The 24065-nt window shown below is 44.5% G+C and carries 19 protein-coding genes and 1 tRNA gene; 10 read left to right on the plus strand and 10 right to left on the minus strand.

Features of this window, described 5'->3' with window-relative positions; all coding sequences use genetic code 11:
• Nucleotides 1-155: 155 nt before the first annotated feature.
• The 5 genes from PV783_RS23850 to PV783_RS23870 are packed head-to-tail and all read left to right on the plus strand — an operon-like array spanning nt 156 to nt 3889.
• Entirely contained in the window at nt 156-557 is a 402-nt protein-coding gene (locus PV783_RS23850) for a hypothetical protein (protein ID WP_420989867.1), read from the plus strand.
• Nucleotides 558-567: 10 nt separating this feature from the next.
• Nucleotides 568-1134 (plus strand): hypothetical protein, encoded by a 567-nt coding sequence (locus PV783_RS23855; protein WP_111579065.1) that lies wholly within the window; start codon nt 568-570, stop codon nt 1132-1134.
• 11 nt (nt 1135-1145) lie between these two features.
• A complete protein-coding gene (locus PV783_RS23860) occupies nt 1146-2141 on the plus strand; it encodes a DUF4407 domain-containing protein (protein ID WP_420989868.1) in 996 nt (331 codons plus the stop codon).
• 36 nt (nt 2142-2177) lie between these two features.
• Nucleotides 2178-3287: a type I restriction endonuclease gene (locus tag PV783_RS23865; RefSeq protein ID WP_420989869.1), complete on the plus strand. Its 1110-nt coding sequence runs from the start codon at nt 2178-2180 to the stop codon at nt 3285-3287.
• A gap of 53 nt (nt 3288-3340) precedes the next feature.
• A complete protein-coding gene (locus tag PV783_RS23870; protein WP_079473407.1) occupies nt 3341-3889 on the plus strand; it encodes a hypothetical protein in 549 nt (182 codons plus the stop codon).
• Nucleotides 3890-4031: 142 nt separating this feature from the next.
• On the opposite strand, the gene PV783_RS23875 is transcribed toward PV783_RS23870, so the two are convergent.
• Nucleotides 4032-4634, minus strand: coding sequence for an FMN-dependent NADH-azoreductase (locus tag PV783_RS23875; protein ID WP_363438831.1), 603 nt, complete (start codon nt 4632-4634; stop codon nt 4032-4034).
• A gap of 164 nt (nt 4635-4798) precedes the next feature.
• On the opposite strand from PV783_RS23875, the gene PV783_RS23880 reads away from it, so the two are divergent.
• Nucleotides 4799-5176 carry a winged helix-turn-helix transcriptional regulator gene (locus PV783_RS23880; protein ID WP_200817394.1) on the plus strand — a complete coding sequence of 126 codons (378 nt, stop codon included), beginning with the start codon at nt 4799-4801 and terminating at the stop codon, nt 5174-5176.
• A 58-nt stretch (nt 5177-5234) separates the two neighbouring features.
• Here PV783_RS23880 and PV783_RS23885 read toward each other — a convergent pair whose 3' ends face one another.
• From PV783_RS23885 to PV783_RS23920, 8 genes are all read right to left on the minus strand, one after another.
• Entirely contained in the window at nt 5235-7358 is a 2124-nt protein-coding gene (locus PV783_RS23885) for a hypothetical protein (protein ID WP_420989870.1), read from the minus strand.
• 210 nt (nt 7359-7568) lie between these two features.
• The gene (locus PV783_RS23890) at nt 7569-9482 is read right to left on the minus strand and encodes a glycoside hydrolase family 2 protein (RefSeq protein ID WP_420989871.1); all 1914 of its coding nucleotides are present in this window, start codon (nt 9480-9482) and stop codon (nt 7569-7571) included.
• A 694-nt stretch (nt 9483-10176) separates the two neighbouring features.
• Nucleotides 10177-10261: transfer RNA gene (locus PV783_RS23895), tRNA-Ser, on the minus strand.
• A 217-nt stretch (nt 10262-10478) separates the two neighbouring features.
• Entirely contained in the window at nt 10479-11897 is a 1419-nt protein-coding gene (locus PV783_RS23900) for an efflux transporter outer membrane subunit (protein ID WP_420989872.1), read from the minus strand.
• 41 nt (nt 11898-11938) lie between these two features.
• Nucleotides 11939-15103 (minus strand): efflux RND transporter permease subunit, encoded by a 3165-nt coding sequence (locus PV783_RS23905; RefSeq protein ID WP_420989873.1) that lies wholly within the window; start codon nt 15101-15103, stop codon nt 11939-11941.
• A gap of 134 nt (nt 15104-15237) precedes the next feature.
• Nucleotides 15238-16431: an efflux RND transporter periplasmic adaptor subunit gene (locus PV783_RS23910; RefSeq protein ID WP_420989874.1), complete on the minus strand. Its 1194-nt coding sequence runs from the start codon at nt 16429-16431 to the stop codon at nt 15238-15240.
• Nucleotides 16432-16774: 343 nt separating this feature from the next.
• Nucleotides 16775-17659 (minus strand): helix-turn-helix domain-containing protein, encoded by an 885-nt coding sequence (locus PV783_RS23915; protein WP_420989875.1) that lies wholly within the window; start codon nt 17657-17659, stop codon nt 16775-16777.
• A gap of 123 nt (nt 17660-17782) precedes the next feature.
• A complete protein-coding gene (locus PV783_RS23920) occupies nt 17783-19903 on the minus strand; it encodes an endonuclease MutS2 (protein ID WP_079473400.1) in 2121 nt (706 codons plus the stop codon).
• Nucleotides 19904-20335: 432 nt separating this feature from the next.
• Here PV783_RS23920 and msrA point away from each other — a divergent pair, with 432 nt between their 5' ends.
• From msrA to ygiD, 4 genes are all read left to right on the plus strand, one after another.
• Nucleotides 20336-20983, plus strand: coding sequence for a peptide-methionine (S)-S-oxide reductase MsrA (gene msrA / locus PV783_RS23925; RefSeq protein ID WP_310009564.1), 648 nt, complete (start codon nt 20336-20338; stop codon nt 20981-20983).
• A gap of 235 nt (nt 20984-21218) precedes the next feature.
• Nucleotides 21219-21638 (plus strand): hypothetical protein, encoded by a 420-nt coding sequence (locus PV783_RS23930; protein ID WP_420989876.1) that lies wholly within the window; start codon nt 21219-21221, stop codon nt 21636-21638.
• 57 nt (nt 21639-21695) lie between these two features.
• Nucleotides 21696-22106 (plus strand): Rrf2 family transcriptional regulator, encoded by a 411-nt coding sequence (locus tag PV783_RS23935; protein ID WP_079473398.1) that lies wholly within the window; start codon nt 21696-21698, stop codon nt 22104-22106.
• A gap of 41 nt (nt 22107-22147) precedes the next feature.
• Entirely contained in the window at nt 22148-22969 is an 822-nt protein-coding gene (gene ygiD / locus PV783_RS23940; RefSeq protein ID WP_420989877.1) for a 4,5-DOPA dioxygenase extradiol, read from the plus strand.
• Between the two features lie 20 nt (nt 22970-22989).
• Here ygiD and PV783_RS23945 read toward each other — a convergent pair whose 3' ends face one another.
• A complete protein-coding gene (locus tag PV783_RS23945) occupies nt 22990-23964 on the minus strand; it encodes a TolB family protein (RefSeq protein WP_420989878.1) in 975 nt (324 codons plus the stop codon).
• Nucleotides 23965-24065: the final 101 nt, after the last annotated feature.

Raw genomic sequence — 24065 nt, forward strand, 5'->3', positions numbered from 1 at the left:
TTATAAACAGAATTGCCGTGGACTAAGTAATTGTAAGCATCGAATCATCAGCATGTCCCTTGAAAAAGCAATGGCAACCAGAACCCTTTGTAAGTGGGAGCAATAAAATTGGCTGCGACCGGAACTATATTTCAATAACTCTAACCTGTGTTGTTATGACAACTCCAAACGACGCGCATTATAAATACCTGCAGTTTAAGGGAGATCAATCTTATCGCAGATATATCCAGGAAGATATTCCTGCGAAATCTCTTCCTGCAAAACCGCAGGAGCAGCACCTCCTGAACGTTAAATCTCATGGCAGTTATGGCGCACTTCTATTTCACCCTAACTGGAAAGCGAAACGAAAGGAAATACTGCACCGCGACATGCATCGTTGTGTGCATTGCCGCAGCGATAAAGACTTGCAGGTGCATCACCGGCAATACCACTTTATAGCAAACGAGCAAAGGTTCCGGCTACCCTGGGATTACCCCGGCCATTTACTCATCACGCTTTGCGAATCCTGTCATAACAAAGGGCATAATAAATATAAAGTGCCCACAATCACTATTTAATAAAACACGTATGAGCTTATTCAATATTTTCAACCGGCAACGCCACAATGGGCATACCCACACCATGGCAATTGAAACTACAATACCCGATATTCCGGAAACTACTTTCATTGAAAAGGACGCACCGGAGAAAGAACAGCCTGACGGAAAAGCGGTTACGCCACTCAACGGTGGGATACATTTTCTATACGATTTCCTCGACAAGAACTATGAATCCAAAGGGTATAATGATGCATTGATAAATCCGGACACAACCCATCTCGATCAAAATGTGATCGCGTTGAAGAATGACCTGGAAAGATCTATCCGGAAGGTAAAAACATTTTACGAAGACTTTATCCGGCAAATCAATTTCCACATCACCAGCAGGAGCAGAAGTGGAATGATAGATACGGTAGAAGAACTTACTGTCAAAAAGGAAATTGCAGAGGGGCATATCAAACAGGTCAAAGAGATCGAAGAGCAGGCAAAGGTTAATGAGGGTGTCGGGCATGGCATCATTATCAGCTATACACGCGGATTCAGGAATGGTCTTGCGGCAATTTCCAGTCACATTATTCTGAACAAAAACTTTTAAAACCAATCGTTATGAAACATCTCTGGATCCGTTTCGGCTGCTTCATGACCGGGTACAACTACAGCATCCTGCGCAACTGCAGCGAAGCCGCTTTTAAATCCGTGAAGAAGTATACCGCAGCCATGCTGATCGTTTGCATACTGTGGTTTTTTATTGGTTTTACTTTTGCGCATCGTTACCTGTCGCTTGGCCTGCCGGGTTGCATGCTGGCAGGAATGCTCTCAATCGTAATCATTGTACAGGTAGAAAAGCAGATTGTCTTATCCATTAATCCGAGCTGGATGCTACGATTTTTTAGATTCTGCCTGGCTTTAATTATGTCTGTCCTGGGCGCGGTAATCATCGACCAGATATTGTTCGAGAAAGATATTGAGATCGAGAAGATTTCCTATGTCTCAGAAAAAGTAGACAGATTATTACCCTCGAAAACGGAAGAATTAAGAAAGCAGATTGCTGCCCTGGATACAACGATTAGTAAAAAAGAACAGGAGAGAGATAATTACGTGGAGGATATCAGTAAACATCCAACCACAACTGCCATAACTACAACAACAGCAACAAAAAGAATGCCTGTGCAAACAGTAACATCTTCCGGAAAAGACACCACTATCTGGAAAACGACAAGTGACCGTACCGTAGGAACTGTGCTGGTATCAAATCCCAAAATAGCATTGCTGACGCCCCTTGACTCTACCATTGGCGTTATGCGGCAACAAAGAACCTTAAAGGAAAACGATTTACTCCACATCAAGCCTGCACTTGAAAAGGAAATGAAAGCAAGTACAGGATTTCTGGATGAGTTAACGATTATGACGCGGATGTTATCCGCATCCTACGTTGCATTGGCTTTCTGGCTGCTGTGGGTGCTGTTTTTCCTGTTTATAGAGATGCTGGTACTATTCAGTAAAATGGGCGACAGGTCTAATGATTACGAAAAGGTTGTGCTGCATCACATGAACTTACAGATGCGACGGCTCGATGCCCTTGGAAAAGGATTTGAAGGATAAAGTTTCTGTCAACACTAATATCGAAAAAAAACTCCTATGGATTTTAAAGATGAAATTAAGCTCTTCGGCGACAAAGTAGAAAAGCTTAAAAACCAGATTCAAACAGAAGAAGCTACCAAGAACGCTTTTATCATGCCCTTCATTAAAGTGCTGGGCTACGATGTATTTGACCCTTTTGAGGTAATGCCGGAATTCATTGCGGATATCGGGATCAAGAAAGGCGAAAAAGTCGATTATGCGATCCTGAAAGAAGGTAAGCCTTCCATACTCATTGAATGCAAGCATTGGGGCGAAAGCCTGGATCCGCATAACTCCCAGCTTTTCCGGTATTTCCATACTACCACCGCTAAATTCGGCCTGTTGTCCAACGGAATCATTTACCGGTTTTATACAGATCTTGCGGAGCAGAATAAAATGGATGAAAAGCCATTCTTCGAATTCAATGTTACGGATATAAAAGATAACCAGATCGAAGAACTAAAGAAATTTCACAAGTCCTATTTCAATATAGAAAGCATTCAAACTACCGCGAGCGATCTAAAATATATGAATGAGCTCAAAACGTTGATAAATGTTGAGTTTCAAAACCCCTCTGAAGGATTGATTAAACTCTTCTCCAAACAGATATACAGGGGAATGTTAACTTCAAAAATTGTTGAGCAATTCGGTGCACTAATTAAGAAGTCGATACAACAATACATCAATGATCTGATAACTGAAAGGCTTAAATCCGCGCTGAAAAAAGAAAATGATACTGAGCAATCTGATCCTGAAAAGGAATTAGTAGCAACAAATACTGAAGAAAAGGGTTCAGTGATTGAAACTACTGAGGAAGAAAAGGAAGGCTACATGATTGTAAAAACAATTCTCCGCCAAAAGATAAAGCCCGCCAGGATAGTATATCGGGATGCGCAATCCTATTTCGCAATACTACTGGATGACAATAATCGAAAAACGATATGCAGATTGTATTTTAACGGTTCACGAAAATATATTGGCACTTTCGATGAGCAAAAAAAGGAAACGAGGACAGAGATTCTAACTATCGATGACATCTTTAGATTTGCAGAAATACTTCATAAGACTGTTGATTGGTATGATTCAGAAAAAGTTCAGGCAAAAATTCAGGACTCGTCGCTTTCGTAGCTAACGTTTCCGCCCCGGTTATTAATTATATTCTAAGTAAACCTCCATCAATTATGAAAAAAGTAATTTTTATTTTGATAATTATTGCCCCATTTTATCCGGCCTGTTCCCAAACGGCGAAACCGGATACAGATCTAAAAGAACAAAAAAGCAAAGCAGAGCTTTTTTCAAACAAATCGGGTTCTCTGATACAAAAACAATTTATGGATATTGGCTCGCTGAGGGGCTGCCTGATTCAAGTTGCCCAATTTACAGATCTGATTGGCGGAGAAACCACCAAGGCAGTGCGTTTTGAATATGCTTATTCCGGGGCATATTCATCTGATACAAAAATAGGTTTGCTTGATATGGATGAGGTTGATGCACTAATTAAATCTTTGAACATTATAAAAGATAAGATAATGCCGACCACGCCGGAAGTATATACCGAAATTGAATATAAAAGCCGCGGCGGCTTAGAAGCAGGCTGCTTTTATTCAAAAAAACAATGGTCCACCTTTTTAAAACTGGCGCGATTTGATGACAAGTCCTTTGTCATTATGAAGGATGGGGATATTATTCAATTGCTGTCACTGTTGAATGATGCAAAGGCAAAACTCTGATTAATATAAGCCGAGATATTGCCCCGGTAAACACTTCCTGAAAATGAAAAAGCGACACAAAATCCAATCATGAATTTTGTGTCGCTTTTTTGCGGGGAGTCAGGGATTACAGCCGAACCCGGATCGGGATTCTGTGAAGATCTTAATCAATTCTTATACTATCAATTGCTTTCTCCATAGCATACTCCTTCACTCCCGGCACTTTTAATCCTTCAGCACGGAATACCGTCAAATCTGTCATACCTAAAAAGCCGAGGAAAGCATTCAAATAAGGAGCAACAAAGTCGTTGGCTTTACCAGGGCCTTCAGAATAAACGCCTCCTGAAGACATTGCAACATAAACTTTTTTCCCTGTTACCTTTCCAACAGGACCATTTTCACCATACCCAAAAGTTATTCCCGCCCTCGTAATGTGATCAATCCAGGCCTTTAAAGATGTGTGAATAGTAAAGTTGTAAAGCGGTGCGCCAATCACAATGATATCTGCAGCTAATAACTGTTTAACCATCTCGTCAGAAAAACGGATGGACTCCTTTTCTTCTTCAGTCAGCTGATCTCCGGGAAGAAAGAATGTACGAAGAACAGCAGGGCTAAGATGTGGTATTTCAATATCGACCAGGTTTAATTCTTCAAGTGTACTGCCTGGATATTTTTCCTGAATTTTTTCAACGATAGCTTGACCCAGCTGAATGCTATGCGATCCTTTCCCTTGTAAACTTGAAATTAAATGAAGGATATGTTTCATAAAAATTTACCTGTTAATAATATAATCAATTCTAAATTCCGGGAATGAAAGAATCCTTTCACCCGAATTATCAAAGGCAAAACTATGGTTACCAGCTGGTCAAAAGGAGGTACTTACCCAAAGGGAAGCGCTTACACTTAGGTAATGTAATTACATTTGTATCTATGAAGATGATTATAAATGAGCCCCTGCCAGACAATGAGGCATGCGCAGGCTCGCTCAAAAACGTCCTTGATGCACTATCTGTTATTAATGGAAGGTGGAAGCTGGCCCTGATCCTTTGCCTGGTGCAATCGTCAAAGCGCTTTAATGAAATTCAGCATGAAGTCACTGGCATATCATCCAGGATATTAGCCAAAGAGTTAAAAGATCTGGAATTGAATGACTTTATCAAACGTACGGTATACCCGACTACGCCGGTAACTATTATTTATGAAGCAACCGAATATAGCCGGACCTTAAAAACCCTGATAGGTGAACTAAGTGCCTGGGGAGGGCAACACAGGGAAAAGATCAGGCAAAGCATGCGGAAACAATCCTGAGCAGGTGCCCCGCACCTGCAAACTGAAAACGGAAGAAAGGGGATCCAGGATGATTCTTTTATAGTGCTTTTTTTAATCCTTCCCATTTTACAACCCATGCACCATCTTTAGGAAAGCCCGGAGCATTACCTGCAGGTGCACCATCCCAACCGGCAGTCATCATGGCTATAGCATAGAGCAAACCGCCATTGCCTGGGAAATAAGGAAAAGGGCCACCCCCATCAACCAAACCATGTTCTTCCAAACGAAAGCCGGGGTAGTTGAGCAAATAATCTATTGCTTTCCCGCCTTGTCCAAGTTTTGCTGCACACATAGCGAGCATAGGAAAGTCCCATCCCCAGGTATGACTGAATTTCCAGGTTTCACCAACTTTTTTAAATGTCCTTTCCATCGTGGGTACATCTACGCCATCACCTGGCAACATGCCGTATGCACCAATCAAGGCCGGATGTTCAAAGGTGTAGTTCTTCCACATGTCATTGATGTTTTCCCAGGAAACATACAGCCCATCCTTAACGGGGAGTGGAGAAAGTTTCGCAAGTACATCAGCATATTTTGTGCTTACAGGCATTTTCAATCTTTTACGCCATTCTTGCGCAATTTTTAACCCTGTGCGCCAATAGCTAAGTTCAAATGTAGGGTTGATGGTCGTGCGAGGATCTGCATTTTCCGATACCACCTGTAATGGGTAACCTAATATATACCGGTTTTGATCTTTATTGTAATGCGCATATGAAGCCATAAAATCAGCAGATTGCAATACCACATCCTTCCATTTATTGAGGGTTTTTGCATTGGGATGAGACCTGTAATCCAGTTCGGCAAAGAATATGGGATGTGGTTGCTGCCAGATCAATAAGGCAGTGATTTCCAATGGCCATTCCCAACGAGCCTGATCACCAATGGTTTTAGGCCATCTGGCACCATCGTAACCTTGTCTTTTTGCTCTCGCTACAGATGATTCCAGATGATCTCCGTACGCCTTCATACCTGGATCAAGCAGCGGCCATCTGTCCCAAAGAGCATAATGCGTACCGTGCCACCAGATCATTTCATAATGATATTTACCATACCAGCCGTTATTTACCAGGCCACTTTCCTGTGGTGGCAGAGAACCTGCTTCATTAATTGCCATAACATATTGCGAGAGCACAATACGCCGTTCCAGTTCTTTCCACCTCGGATCTTTACTTTCAGAGAGATCTATTGCTCCACCACTTTTCCAGAATTTTTCCCATTTCTTAATGCTCTCATTATTGGTCTGCTGGAAAGTTGGCAAGTCAGATTTTATAGGCTTTTTGGAAAAAGAAAGGCTGATTTCTGCCTGGTCTTTACCTGCGAATTGAAGTTCATATCTGTGCGCTTTCGTCTCTTTTATCGTTCCTCCATTTTTCCATTGCAGCCGTACATCGTATTCTGTATCGTCCAGCTTTCTATGGAAATCTGTATGCCCAATGGAAAATACGGCTTCTGTAGTATGTTTACCTGGATTGTTCCAGTCAGCACCATTTCCAAATTCAGCCATTGAAGCATAAGGAAATTCAAGAAACGCACCGATCAGACCGTCATTCAGATTGTCTGCTTCAATTTTGATGGCTATGGCGTCTTGTGTAGGATGGCCAACGGTTGTTACTTTTATCTTCCGCCCTTCGAGTTCAAATGTACTCGTGGCTATTCCTGTCCAGAGATCTATTTTTTGAACTGGATTTTGCAGATCGTTTAGCACGGCCATGGTTCCATCTTTTCTTTTTAGGATGAGGCCTAATCTACCCAGATGGATACGTTGCGGGTTGCCCCTCATCCAGTCAGACAGTTTTTCCTGCTCCTTGTTTTGGATGTCGTACCTGACCATGCGACCTTGTGTATTCCATTCCTGTCCTTTAAAGTCGGCAGGTGTTTCGGAGGTGGGTAAGGGAAACTTGTGCCAGCCCCAGTTAGACATCGTATTGCCGGACTGCGTAAAGGTTTGCATACCGGTAATATCGAAACCATAAGCGAATTCACCGTTACCCACCTGACCCGGACCCTTTAAGTCTCTATCAGTGATCGTTATGTTATGTCTGGTTACGACAGCTTTACGGTCAATTTTTGAAGGTTGCGACTGGAAGGCATAGGAATTTTGAATGACAAAAATTGAAAACGCAAAAATCCGGACTGCTATCAATAATCTGAATTTGTTCATAGCTGGCTTGTCGTATGTGGTTAGATGCTAAAAATAGACATATTGATTTGGATTTGCATCCTGTACTAACCTGAGTCTGTGACTGAACGCGGTGATGCGAAGCAGGTGGCCACATGTCGAATAATCCCAACTTCAAGCACCAACTGGCAACGAGGTCATATTTATTACGGTTTAACTAATGTTGTTTCTCCAAATTGGACAAGAAATGTCCTATCGGTTCAGCTTTTTGCCTGCATCCAGTACAGCCTGATTCACTTCTCTGACCCTTTCCACGTCCATCTTTTCGACAGCACGATCGTAGGTCAGCAGTCCGTTCACTTCATGTTCCACATCGGTGGTTTGTGTATACACCGCAACGCTCAGCCCCTTATACTTCATCAGCTGCTCTACCTGGTCCATCAGGAGTACATACTTGTCGGTCAATGCGTTTTTTGTCGGTTGGTAATCATAAGCATTATTTTCTACTGGCCACATATGTCCCCTTACAAACAAACCTACTCCTCCAAATTCACCTAAGGATGCTGCCCGCTTGTCATCGGGTTGCGAAGCATCGTTAGGCCCGATGTAAATATGTGTATCTACAAAATCTCCGTTGCCTGGATCTCCTGCCGCTTTCTGGTAACCGGGATTGTTATTAAAGCCAGAGTTGCCGTTTACCAGCCTCGATGGATCATATTGCTTTACCCAATCGGTAATTTCCTTGACATCAAATGCGCCCCAGTTTTCATTGAACGGAACCCAGGTAATAATGGACGGAGAATTGTATTGGTCGTCTATCATGGCTTTGAGTTCTTTGCGAAAGGTCGTCCTGTTTTTAGCGGTGTCTTCATGCTGGTACCAGATGGCCGGCATGTCCTGCCATACCATTATACCGAGCTTGTCTGCCCAGTAATAGAAGCGTTTAGGCTCGGTTTTCATGTGTTTCCTGATGAGGTTAAATCCGGCCTTTTTGGTAAATTCTACATCATATTTTAAGGCTTCTTCAGTTGGTGCGGTCAAAATACCATCTGGCCAGTAGCCCTGATCGAGCAGACCAACCTGCATAACGAATTTTCCGTTTAATAAGGGCCTCACTACACCATCAACTTTACCCAGTTTGATGTCGCGCATGCCAAAGTAGCTGTTAACTTCGTCGGTAACATTACCGTTTTTATCCTTCAGGGTAAGTTTCAGATCATATAGAAAAGGATCCTCAGGGCTCCATAACTTAGCATTTTTAATGGGAATATAAAATGCAGTTCCGGATGAACCTGTCGCTTCAGCTACTACTTTTTTTCCATCAAGCGCAACTGCTGATACCTGAGAAGTGCCTGCGTTTACCAACAGTTTGAGGCGGCTGTTTGCCAGATCGGGCGTTATCCGGATGTTTTTGATATAGTTTTTGTTGACGGGTTCCATCCATACTGTCTGCCAGATTCCCGATGTGAAGGTATAATCCCCGCGTGGGCCGTTTTTACCTGAAGGCGTCCGTCCGTCATTTGGATCATGGGCCGCAACAATTAGGGTATTATTGCCCTGTTTTAAAAATGGCGTAATGTCCAGGCTGAAGGCGTCATAACCACCGGCATGACTTCCTGCTTTTTCTCCGTTGACAAATATAGTGGCATCATGGTCGACCGCATCAAAATGAAGCAGTACCTGCTTGTCTTTCCAGGCCGACGGGATCTCAAAACTCTTTTTGTACCACATATTGATTTCTTGTTTTCGCCCGATGCCCGAGAGCACAGCCTCAGGACAATAGGGCACAAGGATTTGTTCCGTCTTTCCTCCAAAACTGATTGGCTTTGAAGGGTTCAATGCGTTTGCCGTTGCTTCGCCTCCAATATAATCCCATTTACCGTTCAGACACAGCCAGTCTTTGCGCTCCAATTGCGGGCGTGGATATTCCGGAAAAGGAATTGGGGCTTCTATAGCAGCTTTTGTCCATCTGGTAGGCAACTTGATAACCTGGGCTATTGAAATCTGAGCAGAAAGACAAAATAATAGAACGGAATAAGCAGTGCGTTTAATGGCGGCCATCATTATCGGTTTTGAGAAATTGAGTAAGGTAAGGTTAGTTTTGACCAATATAGTAAAATCAGGCAGCCAAAGCAAATCAACAAAATTCTTCTTGCAGGCTTTCATCCCGGGGAAATAGTGCCCTAAGGGAATTGGTTAAACATGGTTAATTATACGCGAATCGGTTCTTCTCTTTTTACAATTTCGTTTACAGTTCGTAAAATATCGTCCGTCATAATTTCTTCAATCAAAAACTGATTGTCATTGCCGAATAAAAAAACGAAACGGTTGAGCGTCCTGTTTCAAAAAACTTTCCGGATAATCAGCACTGACAATCATACAAACAGCTTTTATGTGCGAATTCTTTTTGAAAATACTTTTGTGTGAAAGTGCATTCGGAAACACCTGCACATATGACATTTCTTCCCGTGTTTTGCGTCTTTTTTTCCACTGGTTTGATCCCCATCATCAAACATATTGGCGAATAAAAAACAAAAGCCGTCTTTGATAAGGTTAAACGGTGTTGATTGGTATGTGAACATTTTCTTTACTACATAAGAAGTAATGAGTATAGCTAATTCGGACAAAAACCGAAGCCCTAAACGTTCATATAAAAGCAAGTCCCGACTTAAGGATGTTTGACTTGCCGCCCTGGCTTATGAGTGTATTGATGACAGTTGTGATAAGATTTTACCTTCTGTAAAACATACAAAATATCACTATCGAACACACTTTTCAAATCGAAAACACCTGATAAACACTCTTCTTAAAAATGAAAAAGCGACACAAAATCCAATCATGAATTTTGTATCACTTTCTGCGGAGAGTCAGGGATTCGAACCCCGGGACCTGTTACAGTCAACAGTTTTCAAGACTGCCGCAATCGACCGCTCTGCCAACTCTCCAGGGACGCAAAAGTATAAAAGAAATTGAAAATAAAAAAAAATTCGTGGATTATTTTTAAAACCCGCCAGCATCAAGGGTTCCCGAAATAAAAATCCCGGCTTACAACACGTAAACCGGGATGATATGATGAAAATGACGGACCTAAGCGATCTGTTTCTTGTAGTGATTCAAAAGCTCTGCTGATGGTCTTTCGCTTTGATCCGTCATTTGCTGCGACTATTTCCAGCCACCGCCCAGGGAGCGATACAGGTCTACCATCGCGCTGAGGCGCTGGCGGTCTATGTCGGCCTGGGCCAGTTCGGCCTGCAGGGAACGCGACTGTGCAGTGATTACTTCGAGGTAGTTAGCCATACCACTGCGGAACAGCAGTTGGGCCTGTTGTACGGCCAGTTGGGAAGTATTTACCTGGCGAACCGCAATTTCCTGCTGCACCTTTACTTTGTCCAGCTTTACCAATGCATCACTTACCTCTCCTACCGCTATGAGGGCCGATTGTTTAAATTGGATCACGGCCTGTTCACGCTGGATTTTAGCTACTTCCAGTTGCGTTTTTAACTGACGGCGCTGGAAGATAGGCTGTGCCACGCTTCCAGCCACTGTACCAAACAGGGAAGAAGGAAGATTAAACCAGGTGCTGGCTTTGAAGGCATTCAATCCACCGCTGCCGGTGATGGTGAGCGTAGGATACATGCTACCCTGCGCCACGCCTACCTGTGCATTGGCGGCCACCAGTCCCATTTCGCTGGCGCGTACATCCGGGCGGCGGCTGATCATGGCGGCGGGAATACCTGCCGGCAATGATTCCGTTACCTGGAAGTCGCTCAGTTTACTGCTACGTGTAATCGTTGACGGTAGCTCACCGGTTAAAATGCGCAACGCATTTTCCTGGATGGCAATACCTTGTTCCAGCTGTGGTATCAGCAGTTCCGCAGTTTGCTGCTGCGAAATGGCCTGTTGTACACCCAGCTCGGTTACTTCACCGGCGTTTTTCTGCAGGCGGATCATCTTTACGATGGTGTCGCTGAGCGCCAGGTTTCTGCGGGCCACACTGAGCTGGTTGTCCAGCATCAGCAGGTTGAAGTAACTGTTGGCTATTGCTGCTACCAGCCCGGTTTGCACGGCGTGCTCACCTTCGTATGATTGCAGATAGCTGGCCAGTGCAGCTTCTTTCTGACGTTTTATCTTACCCCAGATATCAATTTCCCACGACATACCTACACCGATGTTAAAATCTTCGATATGGTCGCCGAGGTTATTAACAGAAAGGTTCAATCCATTGAAACTATTCTTGGAAGGGAAGTTGGTACTACCCGATGCAGTAGCCGTAAAAGCCGGTAACCAGGCTACTTTGGCCTGTTTCAGATAGGCCTGTGCCGTTTCTACTTTTTTCACCGCCAGCTGCAGATCATAGTTGCCGGTGAGGGCCTGGCTGATCAGCTGCTGTAAAGTGGCATCTGTAAAAAACTTCTTCCATTCTATTTCTGCTATGCTGCTGGTGTCTGAAGGCGCAGTGTCATTATTGAACTGCTGTGGCAGGGCCACCGGGGGCCGCTCGTAATTGCGGCCTACCCGGCAAGCTGCTAACCCTACAACTAAGGACAACAGAATTAAAAATGAGCTATAACTTGTTTTCATTTGTCTTTTTTCTGATTCTGATAATAGATAATGATGATCTTTTAGTGTACCAGCTTTGCTTCCTGTCCTTCTTCCAGTTCCACTATCGGCTTGTGGCTGATTTTCTCTTGCAGGAACTGGAAAATTACAAACAGCACAGGTATGATGAATACCCCCAGGACCACCCCGGTAAGCATACCACCTACAGTACTCCAACCGATCGAATGATTTCCTTTGGCAGATGCACCTTGTGTAAAGATTAATGGCAACATACCGACAATAAAGGCAAAGGAAGTCATCAATATTGGACGAAGACGAAGCTGGGCTGCTTCCAAAGCCGCATCAACAAGCTTATAACCCGCTCTTCGCCGTTGTATGGCAAACTCCACGATCAGGATCGCATTTTTTGCCAATAATCCTATCAACATGATCATACCTATTTGTACGTAGATATTGCCTTCTATGCCGCTAAGGCCAATGAAACTATATACGCCTAATATACCCGTAGGTACGGTAAGGATTACTGCCAGTGGCAGGATATAGCTTTCATACTGTGCAGCCAGCAGGAAGAATACGAACAATACACTCAATAAAAACACGAACGCAGTTTGGTTCCCTGCTCTTATCTCTTCCCTGGTAATACCTGTAAACTCATAGGCATATCCTTGTGGCAATGCCTTTTTCGATACTTCTCCGATGGCTGTAATTACATCACCGGTACTATAACCTGGCTTAGGTGTAGCATTAATGGTAACAGCACTATACAGGTTGTTTCGTGTAACCGTTTCCGGGCCATATACACGTGTGAATTTGGCCACTGTACTTACCGGTACCATCGTACCCAGGTTGTTCTTTACGTAAATAGCATCCAACGAACTTTTATCCATCCGGTATGAAACATCGGCCTGCGCCATTACGCGGCTATATTTCCCGAAGCGGTTAAAGTCTGAAACGAAACTACTACCATAATATGTTTGCAGCGTATTCAACAAATCACCAACAGATACACCCAATTGTTTCACTTTTATATCATCTATATCAATGGTGTATTGTGGATTACCCGTATTAAAAGTAGTGAACGCACTTGCCACTTCCGGCCGCTGACTTAACGCACCAATAAAACCCCATGCCGTTCCCGCTAATTTCTCCAGCGATCCGTTTGTTCTGTCCTGCAACATCATTTCTACCCCGCTCACATTACCGAAACCCTGTATTGTTGGAAAACCAACAAAGAAAGTTAAGGCATCATGTACTTGCATTGATTTGCCTAACAAACCGCCGGCAATAGCAGTAGGGTCTTTTACAGCACCTCTCTCCTTACGATCTTTTAACCGCACAAATATCGCAGCATTAGGGGAAGCGTTCGCATTTGTTACGAAGTTCATCCCATTTGCAGCCCATACATCGCTCACGCCCTCATCTTTCATCGTAATTTTACTGATCTGGCTCGTTGCATTCTCCGTTCTGCTAAGTGAACTACCGGGAGGTGTTTGGGTAATACCAACTACAAATCCCTGATCCTCATCCGGAATAAACCCGGTAGGTGTTCTTTTGATCAGCAAAACTGTAGCAACCACCACAAGCAATAATCCGGTAATGGCCACCCATCTGTTCTTCAGCAGGAATTTGATGCTCCGTATATATCTTGCCGTCATTGCATTAAAAGCGGTATTAAACGCATGGAAGAAGCGGGCACCAAAACCTTTTTTCTCTCCACCTTCGCCTATATGCTGGTTCTTTAAGAATAAAGCACACAACGCCGGGCTTAACGTTAACGCATTCACCGCAGAAATAACGATAGCAATGGCCAGTGTAAAGGCGAATTGTTTATAGAATACCCCTGCTGGACCTTGTACAAAGCTCACTGGTACAAACACTGCTGCCATTACCAATGTGATCGAAACAATCGCACCGGATATCTCACTCATCGTTTTAACTGTTGCCTCTCTTGCCGGTAAATGCTCACGTTCCATCGTTGAGTGTACGGCCTCTACCACCACAATCGCATCATCCACCACAATACCAATGGCCAGTACCAATGCGAACAATGTAAGCAGGTTAATACTAAAGCCGAATAATTGTAAGAAGAAGAAAGTACCTATAATCGAAACAGGAACAGCAATTACCGGGATCAATGTAGAGCGCAGATCTTGCAGGAAAACGAAAACCACGATGGCCACCAGGATGAACGCAATGATCAGTGTTTCTTTTACCTGGTCGATAGATGCATCCAAAAACTCCTTCGAGTTATACATGATCTTAAACTTCATACCATCGGGTAACGCCTTTTCAAATTCTCCAATCTGGCGTTCCAGTTCGGTAAGAATTTCATTGGCATTGGAACCCGGTGTCTGCACAATACCAAAACCAGTAGCCGGTTTGCCATCAAGCAAATTCGAGGCAGTATAAGTATAGCCTCCAAGTTCAACCCTGGCCAAATCTTTAAGGCGAAGAACAGAACCATCGTTATTTGCCTTAATCACCATGTTTTCATACTCTTCAGGCTTGTTCGACTTTCCCTTGTACTTAATAATATACTCGAAAGATTCTTTACTACTTTGTCCCAAACGCCCTGGTGCAGCTTCTACGTTCTGATCCTTGATCGCATTCATCACCTCTGTTGTAGAAAGATTATTAGCAACAAGTCTGTCCGGTTTCAACCAGATACGCATCGAATAATCCTTTGAACCAAATGGCTGTACCTGTGCTACCCCTGGTATACGTTGTAACTGGGGGATGATATTAATTCTTGCATAGTTATTTAAGAACAGTTCGTTATACTTAACGCTGTCCTCACTATATATCGCCACAAACATCAGGAAGCTGCTCTGTACTTTCTGTGTAGAAAGCCCGGCTTGTAATACTTCGGGAGGCAGCTGGCTATTGGCTTTAGATACGCGGTTTTGTACGTTTACCGCCGCAATATCAGGATCCGTTCCTTGTCTAAAAAAAACTGTCAGGACGTAGCTACCATCGTTATTGGAATTGGAGGTCATGTACGTCATGTTCTCCACACCATTTACCGATTCTTCTATCGGGGTAGCAACTGTACGGGCTATCACCTCCCCGTTGGCGCCAGGGTAATTGGCGATAACCTGTACAGATGGCGGCGCAATCTCAGGAAATAAAGCCGTGGGCAGGGAAAATAAAGACAACCCTCCCAGTATAACCAATATGATAGAAATAACCGTTGATAACACCGGCCTTTCAATAAATCGTTTTAACATAAATAACAATTATGGGTTGCGGTATGTCCGCACGAGCACAAACAGTACATGTGTATAACAACACTGCCTGCGTCGCAATTTGAATAATGTTTTGTGTAAACGTTCTTAACACTGGCGTGCTTTCACGCTTAATTTTAAAGTAGTGGCTTTGCTTTCAACAAGCTATCTGTAGATACCATCTGTGGCTGAATAACAACACCATCTTTTAAACCGCCCATCATCATGGTAGATTGAGAAGATAATACAATTTTCTCTCCTTCCTTTACGCCACCAGTAACAAAATAATAATTAGACGTTTTGCCAGAAATGGTGAGTGGTTTTGTAACGATTTTATTACTATCGGCCACGGTATAAACGAACACTTTGTCTTGCAGTTCAAATGTGGCTTCCTGGGGAATTACCAATGCAGAAGCATGTAAAGTAGGTACTCTTACTTTACCGGTACTACCACTTCTAAGTACTCCCTGTGCATTAGGAAAGCTGGCACGTAAACTAATTGCACCAATAGTTTTGTCAAACTGCCCTTCCACTATTTCAACTTTTCCTTTTTCAGGATAAACACTGCCATCTGCCAGGATTAATTCTACCGCTGGCATTCCTTTTACTTTTTCAGCAATACTATTACCTGGATATTTTTCCTTGAATTTGAGGAAATCGGTTTCACTCAAAGAAAAATAAACACGCATATCCTTTACTTCAGAAATAGTAGTCAATGCGCCTGCCATTCCTCTGCTAACAAGGCTTCCTGTTTTAAAAGGAATACTGCCTACATAACCATCGCTGGGTGCGCTAATATTTGTGAACCCAAGATTGATACGGGCGGCTTCTACCTGGGCCTGGGCCTGGGCTACATTAGCTTTCGCTGAATTGTAACTTGCTTCGGCCGATTTTAATTGAACATCCGATACTACATTATTACTAAGTAACGGTTTCAATTTATCAACGTTGATTTGTGCATTCTCTAATGCCGCTGTTGCAGCTTGTAAATTTGCAGTGGCATTGTTGAGTTGTTCTGCATAAGGTCTTCTGTCGATCGTGAAAAGTGTTTGACCTTTTCTAACGTAGGCACCTTCATCTACTGAAATATTCGTCAGATAGCCGTCTACCTGTGGTCTTATTTCCACGTCACGGGTTCCTTCTACCGAAGCAGAGAAATCCTGAAATGTTGTAGCAGGTAATGTAACTGCTTTAATTACAGGTAAAGATGCTGGTGGCGGTGCTTCATTCTTTGCCTGTGATGAGCTGCAGGCAGACAGTACCGAAAGAACAAAAAAACTATAAAGTATGCCTGCTGGCAATGTGGTCAATGTTGATTTCAATGGTTTCATACTACTTTGTTTTAAACGACTAACAATAAAAATCCCCGGTACGATCAAGGCCAATAAACAGCAGCCTTGCTTCGCAGCAATCAATATAGTGACAGCAATCGGGTTGTGAAATACATGTAGGTAGTCCCGCAACACTCAGACACCTATAATGTTACAGCACATTATACGTCCGAGCACAGCAATTTGTTACTACTGTAAAAAAGAAATTGAAGGTTTGCGGTCGGCCGCTAAAAAATTCTCATCGGTTTTCAAAATTTAGAATGATGCACGGGCGACATCATTATTTTAAACACAATGCAAAAATAGATATTTAAAGTTAACGTACATTTAAATTATTACGGGTTTAATTGTACTTTTCACGGATACTCTTTTGAAACGATGCAGGAGTGAATCCGGAATGCTTCTTAAAGAAACGGTTAAAATAGGCATCATCTTCAAAATTCAACTGGGCCGCAATCTGCTTAATGGAGTGCTCACCCCAGTACAGCAGGCGTTTTGCTTCCATGATCCGTTTCTCGTCAATAATAAATTTGGCATTCCTTCCCAGCAACGCTTTCACCGTGTCATTTAAATGTCCCGGTGAAACGTACAACATTTCCGCATAATCCGATACCTGTGCTTTCTCATGAAAATGCTGATCTACCAGCATCTTAAACTGCCGCGCCATATTATATTGCGAACTTTCTGCATTCATCCAGTTACCGGAAGGTTCAGAGATGCGTCCGCACGCAATAACAAAAGCATTCAGCAGGTTACGGATGATAGCATCCTTGCGTAGTTTGTCGCCGTTATACTCTTTCCTGATCAAATCTGCATAAGACAATACTTCCTCCAGCTGCTCCTGATTCAGCGGAACCATACCGGAACTGAATACACAGCGCCAGCAGCTCACCACTCCCTGCATTTCGGGCACCAGGAAGTCGTTGGTGAAGTAAAGGTTAATGAGTTCCGCATCGGGATCCATCTCATGCTGATGCACCTGGTTAGGTTCCATCAGCATGAGCGCCGGTGCTTCCATCTCGTATTTCTTAAAATCAATAATCTGCGTTATGCGGCCCTTGATCAATATATCTATACTATATCCATTATGACGATGCGGTATGTTCAGATCACCTGCGCACTCATAACCATTCCACTCTCCCATGAAAAAATTGGCCCCTTCTGCGTAATCACAGTTATAAACCTGTACATCCGAATTCCGTGTTACAACACGTTCTAAAACTTCCATTGGTTTAGTATTTTACCGGTAACCATTTAAATTTTGACGCAGTAAAGATAGCTGATTAAATAACCTTACTCCAACTATAGGGCGTATAGATAATTTCTATATCACCCCCGGGTATCAGCTATATCATTTCCCTTCCTCTACCTTTTCGGCAGGTTTTTCCTGCACCAGCACAAGATCGCTCAGTTTCACATTGATAGGAATATTACCAATTTTTACAATGGCACGTTTATCACGGATCTCCAGCACTTTACCTACCTGCCTGTTGGTAACTATTTTCACCTGGGTGCCTACCTCAATCTGGCCCTTGATCTCCTCAAATTTGTCCTGTACTTTTTTATTGAGCTGTTCGGTATGCTGTTTCTCCCGGCGACGGAACAACAGGATCTCTGCCTGCTTCATTACTTTCTCCTTATCATCGGCCCGCTTCCACTCTATCACGATCTGCTTCAGCTTCCGCTCCATATCTTTCAGGTACTGCAGGTCATCTTCCTTGATCTGGTTCTGTAATTTCAGCAAAGTATACTGTTGCTGCTTGCGTTCTTTGTCGGCCAGTACTTCATATTCCTTCTTCAAACGCTCGTTTTCCTTCAGTAATTTCTGCAGCTCCTTTTCTTTGCTTTCTACTTTCTGCAGATCCTGTTCGGCTTTGTTCAGCAACTTATCCAGCTGGAAATGCCCCTCATCCACCAGCTTCTTGGCGCGCGCAATGAGCGACGGGTTCAGCCCGATCCGCTCAGCAATGGAGAAAGTATACGAGCTGCCGGGTTTCCCCACCATCAGCTTATACATCGGCATCAGGGTTTGTTCGTCGAAGCCCATTGCCCCGTTAACGATCCCTTTTACCTTGTTGGCCATCACTTTCAGGTTCAGATAGTGCGTGGTTACTACGCCATAGGCGTGCTTCTTGGCCAGTTCCTCCATGATCACTTCCGCAAAAGCGCCGCCCAGGTTGGGGTCCGACCCGCTTCCCAGTTCATCTATAAAGAACAGCGTTCTGCCGTTGGCGTTTTCCATGAAATATTTCATGTTTTTGAGATGCGAACTGTACGTACTCAGCTCAAACTCCAGCGATTGCGTATCCCCGATATGGATCATCAGTTGTTTGAAGATCCCGATCTGGGAAGAAGGGTGTACCGGCACCAGCAGCCCGGATTGCAGCATCAGCTGAATAAGCCCGATGGTTTTCAGGGTCACCGTTTTACCACCGGCATTGGGTCCGCTGATCACAAGGATATGCGCGTCTTTATCCAGGTTAATGCTTACCGGGATGGTAGGCTTCTGGTTTTTCCGGTTATAAAGCAGCAATAGCGGGTGATACGCCTGTATGAGATTCAGCTGTGCATGCGGCAGCAGCATGGGGTAGTTCGCATCCATATCCAGCGCCAGTTTGGCTTTTGCCCGGATAAAATCGAACGTGCCCAGTATTTCATGATAGCCGTTCAGCAAAAAGGAAAACCCGCTTAATGCAGCCGTCATGGCTTTGAGAATGCGGTATACTTCGCGTCCTTCCTCTCTTTCGAGGGACTGGATATCATTATTCAGTTCTATAGTTTCTTCCGGTTCCAGGAAGGAAGTCTTCCGCGTATCGGATTCACCATGAATAATACCCTTTACCATGCGTTTATTCTCCGCATAAATGGCTACTACCCTGCGGCCGTTGAGGAAAGCCTCTTCCTGGTCGGCCAGGTAGTTGAGCTTTTGCAGCTTCTGCAGGATGCGGTCAAACACGCGGCGCAACTCTGTACGTTTGCGGTACAGCGAAATACGGATCCGGGCCAGCTCCGGGGAAGCGTTGTCCCTTACCTGTCCCAGTTCATCCAACACTTCATCAATGGTAGCGGTGATCTTTTTTTCGTAATGGGTTTCTTTGATCACTTCATACAATGCGGAGTACTGGGCACGGCGGTCGTGATCAAAGAACCGGACGATGCTGTGCATGCTTTCTGCCAGTTTACGCAGCAGCATGGCCTGTTCCCCGGTAAGTACGGCGCCTTCGATAGACAGCAGGCGCAGTTCCCTTTTGAGGTTCAGGATGAAATCGTTCGGGAAATTTTCCTGTAACAGGGTGAGTTGTTTATATTCATGTGCCTGTTGCAGGGCAGTTTTTACGTAATCTATATGCGTGTGCAGGCGGAGTGCTGCGGCCATTTCCTTGCCGAGCTCTGTTTTGCAATGCTCTTGCAGCAATGCCTGTACTTTGTCGAATTCCAACTGCATTAACGCAGATTCAGGAAAATATTTCAAGTGTTAATTTATTTAAAGTAAGAAGGCACCAACAATCAGGTATTGTTCGTGTCTGCGTAAAAGGTTTACGTTCAAGTGCGCGTAAAAGCGCTGCCAACATGGTGGCGGAGAAAGCTGATCCGGGAAAATTATTAATTCTTGTTCATCTTTGTTGTCATTATGCTATCAAACGTTATCCGGCAATTCCGGCTTATACTATCGGTTCCTGCTGCTGCTGACGTATGCTTTTGGGAGGTTTTCAGGGCGCTCCTGGGTTCCTGGAAACTGCAAAAGAATGTTAAAGTTACTTAACTTGTCGGTCTCCTCCATCATATATTACGTAAATTATAGAAAGGAATGCCACTTTAAAGATGCCGGGAATGGCTGCAATCCCTTAACAGCATTACGTTCCCGACATATAAAAAAAAGCTGCATCCTTGAAATTTTTATTTTATGAGAAAATATTCAATATTCATTTGCCTGATTGCAATGGCGTTTTCCGCCTGTGCCCAGCAAAAAAAAGACAAAGTGCCTGGAGATATGGAAGTAACCAATAAGGAAAAAACGGCTACCGCCACCTTTGGAGGCGGCTGCTTCTGGTGTACAGAAGCGCAATTTCAGTACCTGGATGGTGTAACAAAAGTAGAGTCCGGCTATGCCGGCGGTGATGTACCCAATCCCACCTACGAACAGGTATGTACCGGCACTACCGGCCATGCGGAAGTAATCCGCGTTACTTACGACACGGCAAAGATCAGCTATGAAGAACTGCTGCAGGCGTTCTGGCTGAGCCACGACCCTACCCAGCTGAACAGGCAGGGCAACGACGTAGGTACCCAGTACCGCAGCGTAATCTTCTATAATAACGAGGCCCAGAAAGAGAAAGCGGAGTTTTATAAGAAGAAACTGCAGGAATCCGGCGCGTACGACAAACCTATTGTGACAGAAATTGCACCGCTCACCACCTTTTATGAGGCGGAAGATTACCACCAGAACTATTATAACCAGAACGGATCACAGCCGTATTGCACTTTTGTGATTAAACCCAAACTGGAAAAGTTCAAAAAAGCGTTTGCAGGGCACCTGAAAAAGCAACTTTAAGGGACCATAGTGCATGGGGAGTGCATGGGGAGTGCATCAATAGTGCATGAGGAGTGCATGCTAACAGTATACATAGTGCATGGATAGTGCAATGCCTATCCATGTCCTATGTATCCCAGAGGCATCCGGGAAGTATTCACCTTACACCGGCAACCTCCCCCCTCCTGCATTTATCGCTGAAACCTAAAAAACTTTTATTAACTTATGCAGCAGTTAATAAAAAGTTCCACCATTAATGAGCACTGTACAAGTATGTCCCTGGTGTGGGAGCACGGATCTTATCCGTACCGTACCGGAAAAAGACCCATTTCACGTACTGTTTATCTGCCAAAACTGTCAAAAGGTAGTTAACGATCAAACAACCCCGGAAAACCGGAAAAACGCCGTTTCTAAACGTACCATCGAGGAAAAAGTCATACAACTGAGCATGCATTCCGGGAAATTGCACGCCGTTAAATACTACCTCACAGAAATGAACAAGCTCCCCGGCACCAATATTGGCCTGCTGGAAGCCAAAGAAGCCGTGGAAGCCCTCATCGGCGCCCGCGGAGTGGCCAGTGCAGTGAAACAGCCCAGCCGGAATGGTTGTGTTATTGCCCTTATCGTATTGGTGCTCATCATTGCCAGCGTGGTTTACTTCTACACCCACAGATAAATTTTTCCATTCTCCCCTATTATTGTATTTTTGTACTGTAATAAAGTCGATTACAGAATGAACAACGGAAGATTTCCCATATCACTGCATATCCTCACGCTGATGGCCAGCGCGGAAGGGGAACTGCTGTCGTCCGACTTTATTGCCGGCAGCATCAACATCAACCCGGTACTGGTACGCAAGGAAATCAGCAACCTCCGCAACCATGGGCTCATTGAAAGTAAAGAAGGTAAAAACGGAGGCGCCACCCTGGCTAAACCGGCCGACAAAATCAGGCTCTCAGAAGTATACCACGCCGTACAACAGGCTTCCCTGCTGGGAAATAGCAAAAATAAGCCCAACCCCGACTGCCTCGTAGGGAAACAGATCAACCAGCATCTGGACAACCTCTACCAGGAAATTGAAGGCGCACTGCTGCATAAACTGGACAAAACAAGTCTGGCGGACTTCTTACGCCAGTTCGCATAAATTTTATCATTAAAGGCAATGCTGCCATCAGGAGGAATAGCATGCAACTCAGCGATCTCAGGAATATTACCGGCGAATTCAACAACAGCGCCCGCATGCCCGTGATGTTTATCGGGCACGGCAACCCCATGAACGGTATCATGGACAATCCTTTTACACATGCACTCGGTAACATGGGGCAGGATTTACCTCAAAAGCCCAGCGCTATCCTGGTAATATCCGCCCACTGGCTCACCAAAGGCACCCACGTACTGGTAGCCCCGCAACCGGAAACCATCCACGACTTCGGCGGATTCCCGGAAGCACTGTACGCGGTGCAATACCCCGCACCCGGCGCACCTGAACTGGCCCGGGAGACCAAACAACTCATCACTTCCACCAATGTCATAGAAGATGACCACTGGGGCCTGGATCACGGCTCATGGACGGTACTGAAACACATGTACCCGATGGCCGATATCCCCGTATTCCAGCTGAGCATCGATTATCACCAGCCACCGGAATACCATTTCAAACTGGCAGCAGAACTGAAAGCCTTGCGGGATAAAGGCGTGCTCATTATGGGCAGTGGCAACATTGTGCATAATCTCCGGCAGGTGGTGTTTACGGATAACGCCAAACCATTCGACTGGGCCATTGCCTTCGACGAAACCGTTAAACAAAAACTGGAACGGGGCGCCTTCACCGACCTGGTAAATTATCATACCCTCGGCAGGGAAGCACAATTGTCCATCCCTACCAATGATCACTATCTCCCCATGATCTATACACTGGGACTGGTAAATAAAAACGAGGAAATAAAGTTTACCTACGAAGAAATACAGAACGGAAGTATCAGCATGCGGTGTTTTAAAACCGCTTAATATTATACGGAGCGTGTCTGTTACCGCCAAACAAAATCACCCACTATGGCTACGCCAAGTCCCCTGGAATCAGGGCTGGCCCCCTTTACCGTGGGGTGAATAACCCGGTTATCTTCGCCTGGATACACTTTGTAAACCTGCCCATCAGCAGGAATCAGGCAAAGATGAGGGGCTGTTGTACCACTGCCGGGAACGCCCGCCCGCGAATTGGCCTTCATGGCTATATACCTGCTATCGGGGGAAAAAGAGGGTGCCACCTCCTGCTGGCTGCTCTGCGTGACCTGGTGCAGATCGCTGCCATCAGCATTCATCAACCAGATATGACCATTGAGGCTCATCGCTATTTTTTGCCCGTCGGGACTGGCAACAGCATCCCCCTTCCAGTCAGAAAAAGGAATGTCTTTGATTTTAAAGGCACGGCTGAAATCAACGGATGTGCGATACAGGCTGCTGTTCTTTTTAAACAGTATAGAACCATCCGGAGCCCAGTTAATGGGGTCTAAATATTCAAAAGTATGATCAGCTCCGTACCCGGCAATACTTTTGAGCACATTACCTGCCATATCGAGGATAACAAGTCCCTCCCGGAGTGTTGGACGCAAAGCCAGTTTGGTACCATCGGGAGAAATACAAGGCAGCCCGCCATGATTATCAGCGGGTTCATAGCTAACCTCTTTAAGCGTGGAGCCATCACCCGTATTGAAAATGATATATTTGGTCTCATCATAGGATACATCTACCTGCTTTACTCCCTTTTTTCCATCCCAGCTAATATCCCAGCCGGCATCTAACCAATTTTTCATCACCAGTGATAATTCCCCGGTGGACATATCAATTTTTGTAATCCCTTCGGTGCCCTGTTTGATAAAGATAGCCCCGGGACCATAGTTGTAAGAGCCGTTGTCTCCACCAGGACCCTGCTGGTCATCTTTCTTACAGGCATTGAACAGCATCATTGCAACGAGGACCGGAAGTAGTAATATTCTTGTTTTCATATACGCTAATTAAATGGGGAATGGCATTGCTAAATTGCGATGAAATGCAGCTCAAAACAATCCGTAAAATCCTTCATTTTTCTTCTCCATGAAAACCCTTA

The sequence above is a fragment of the Chitinophaga sp. CC14 genome (assembly GCF_048957795.1).
GTDB lineage: Bacteria > Bacteroidota > Bacteroidia > Chitinophagales > Chitinophagaceae > Chitinophaga > Chitinophaga ginsengisegetis.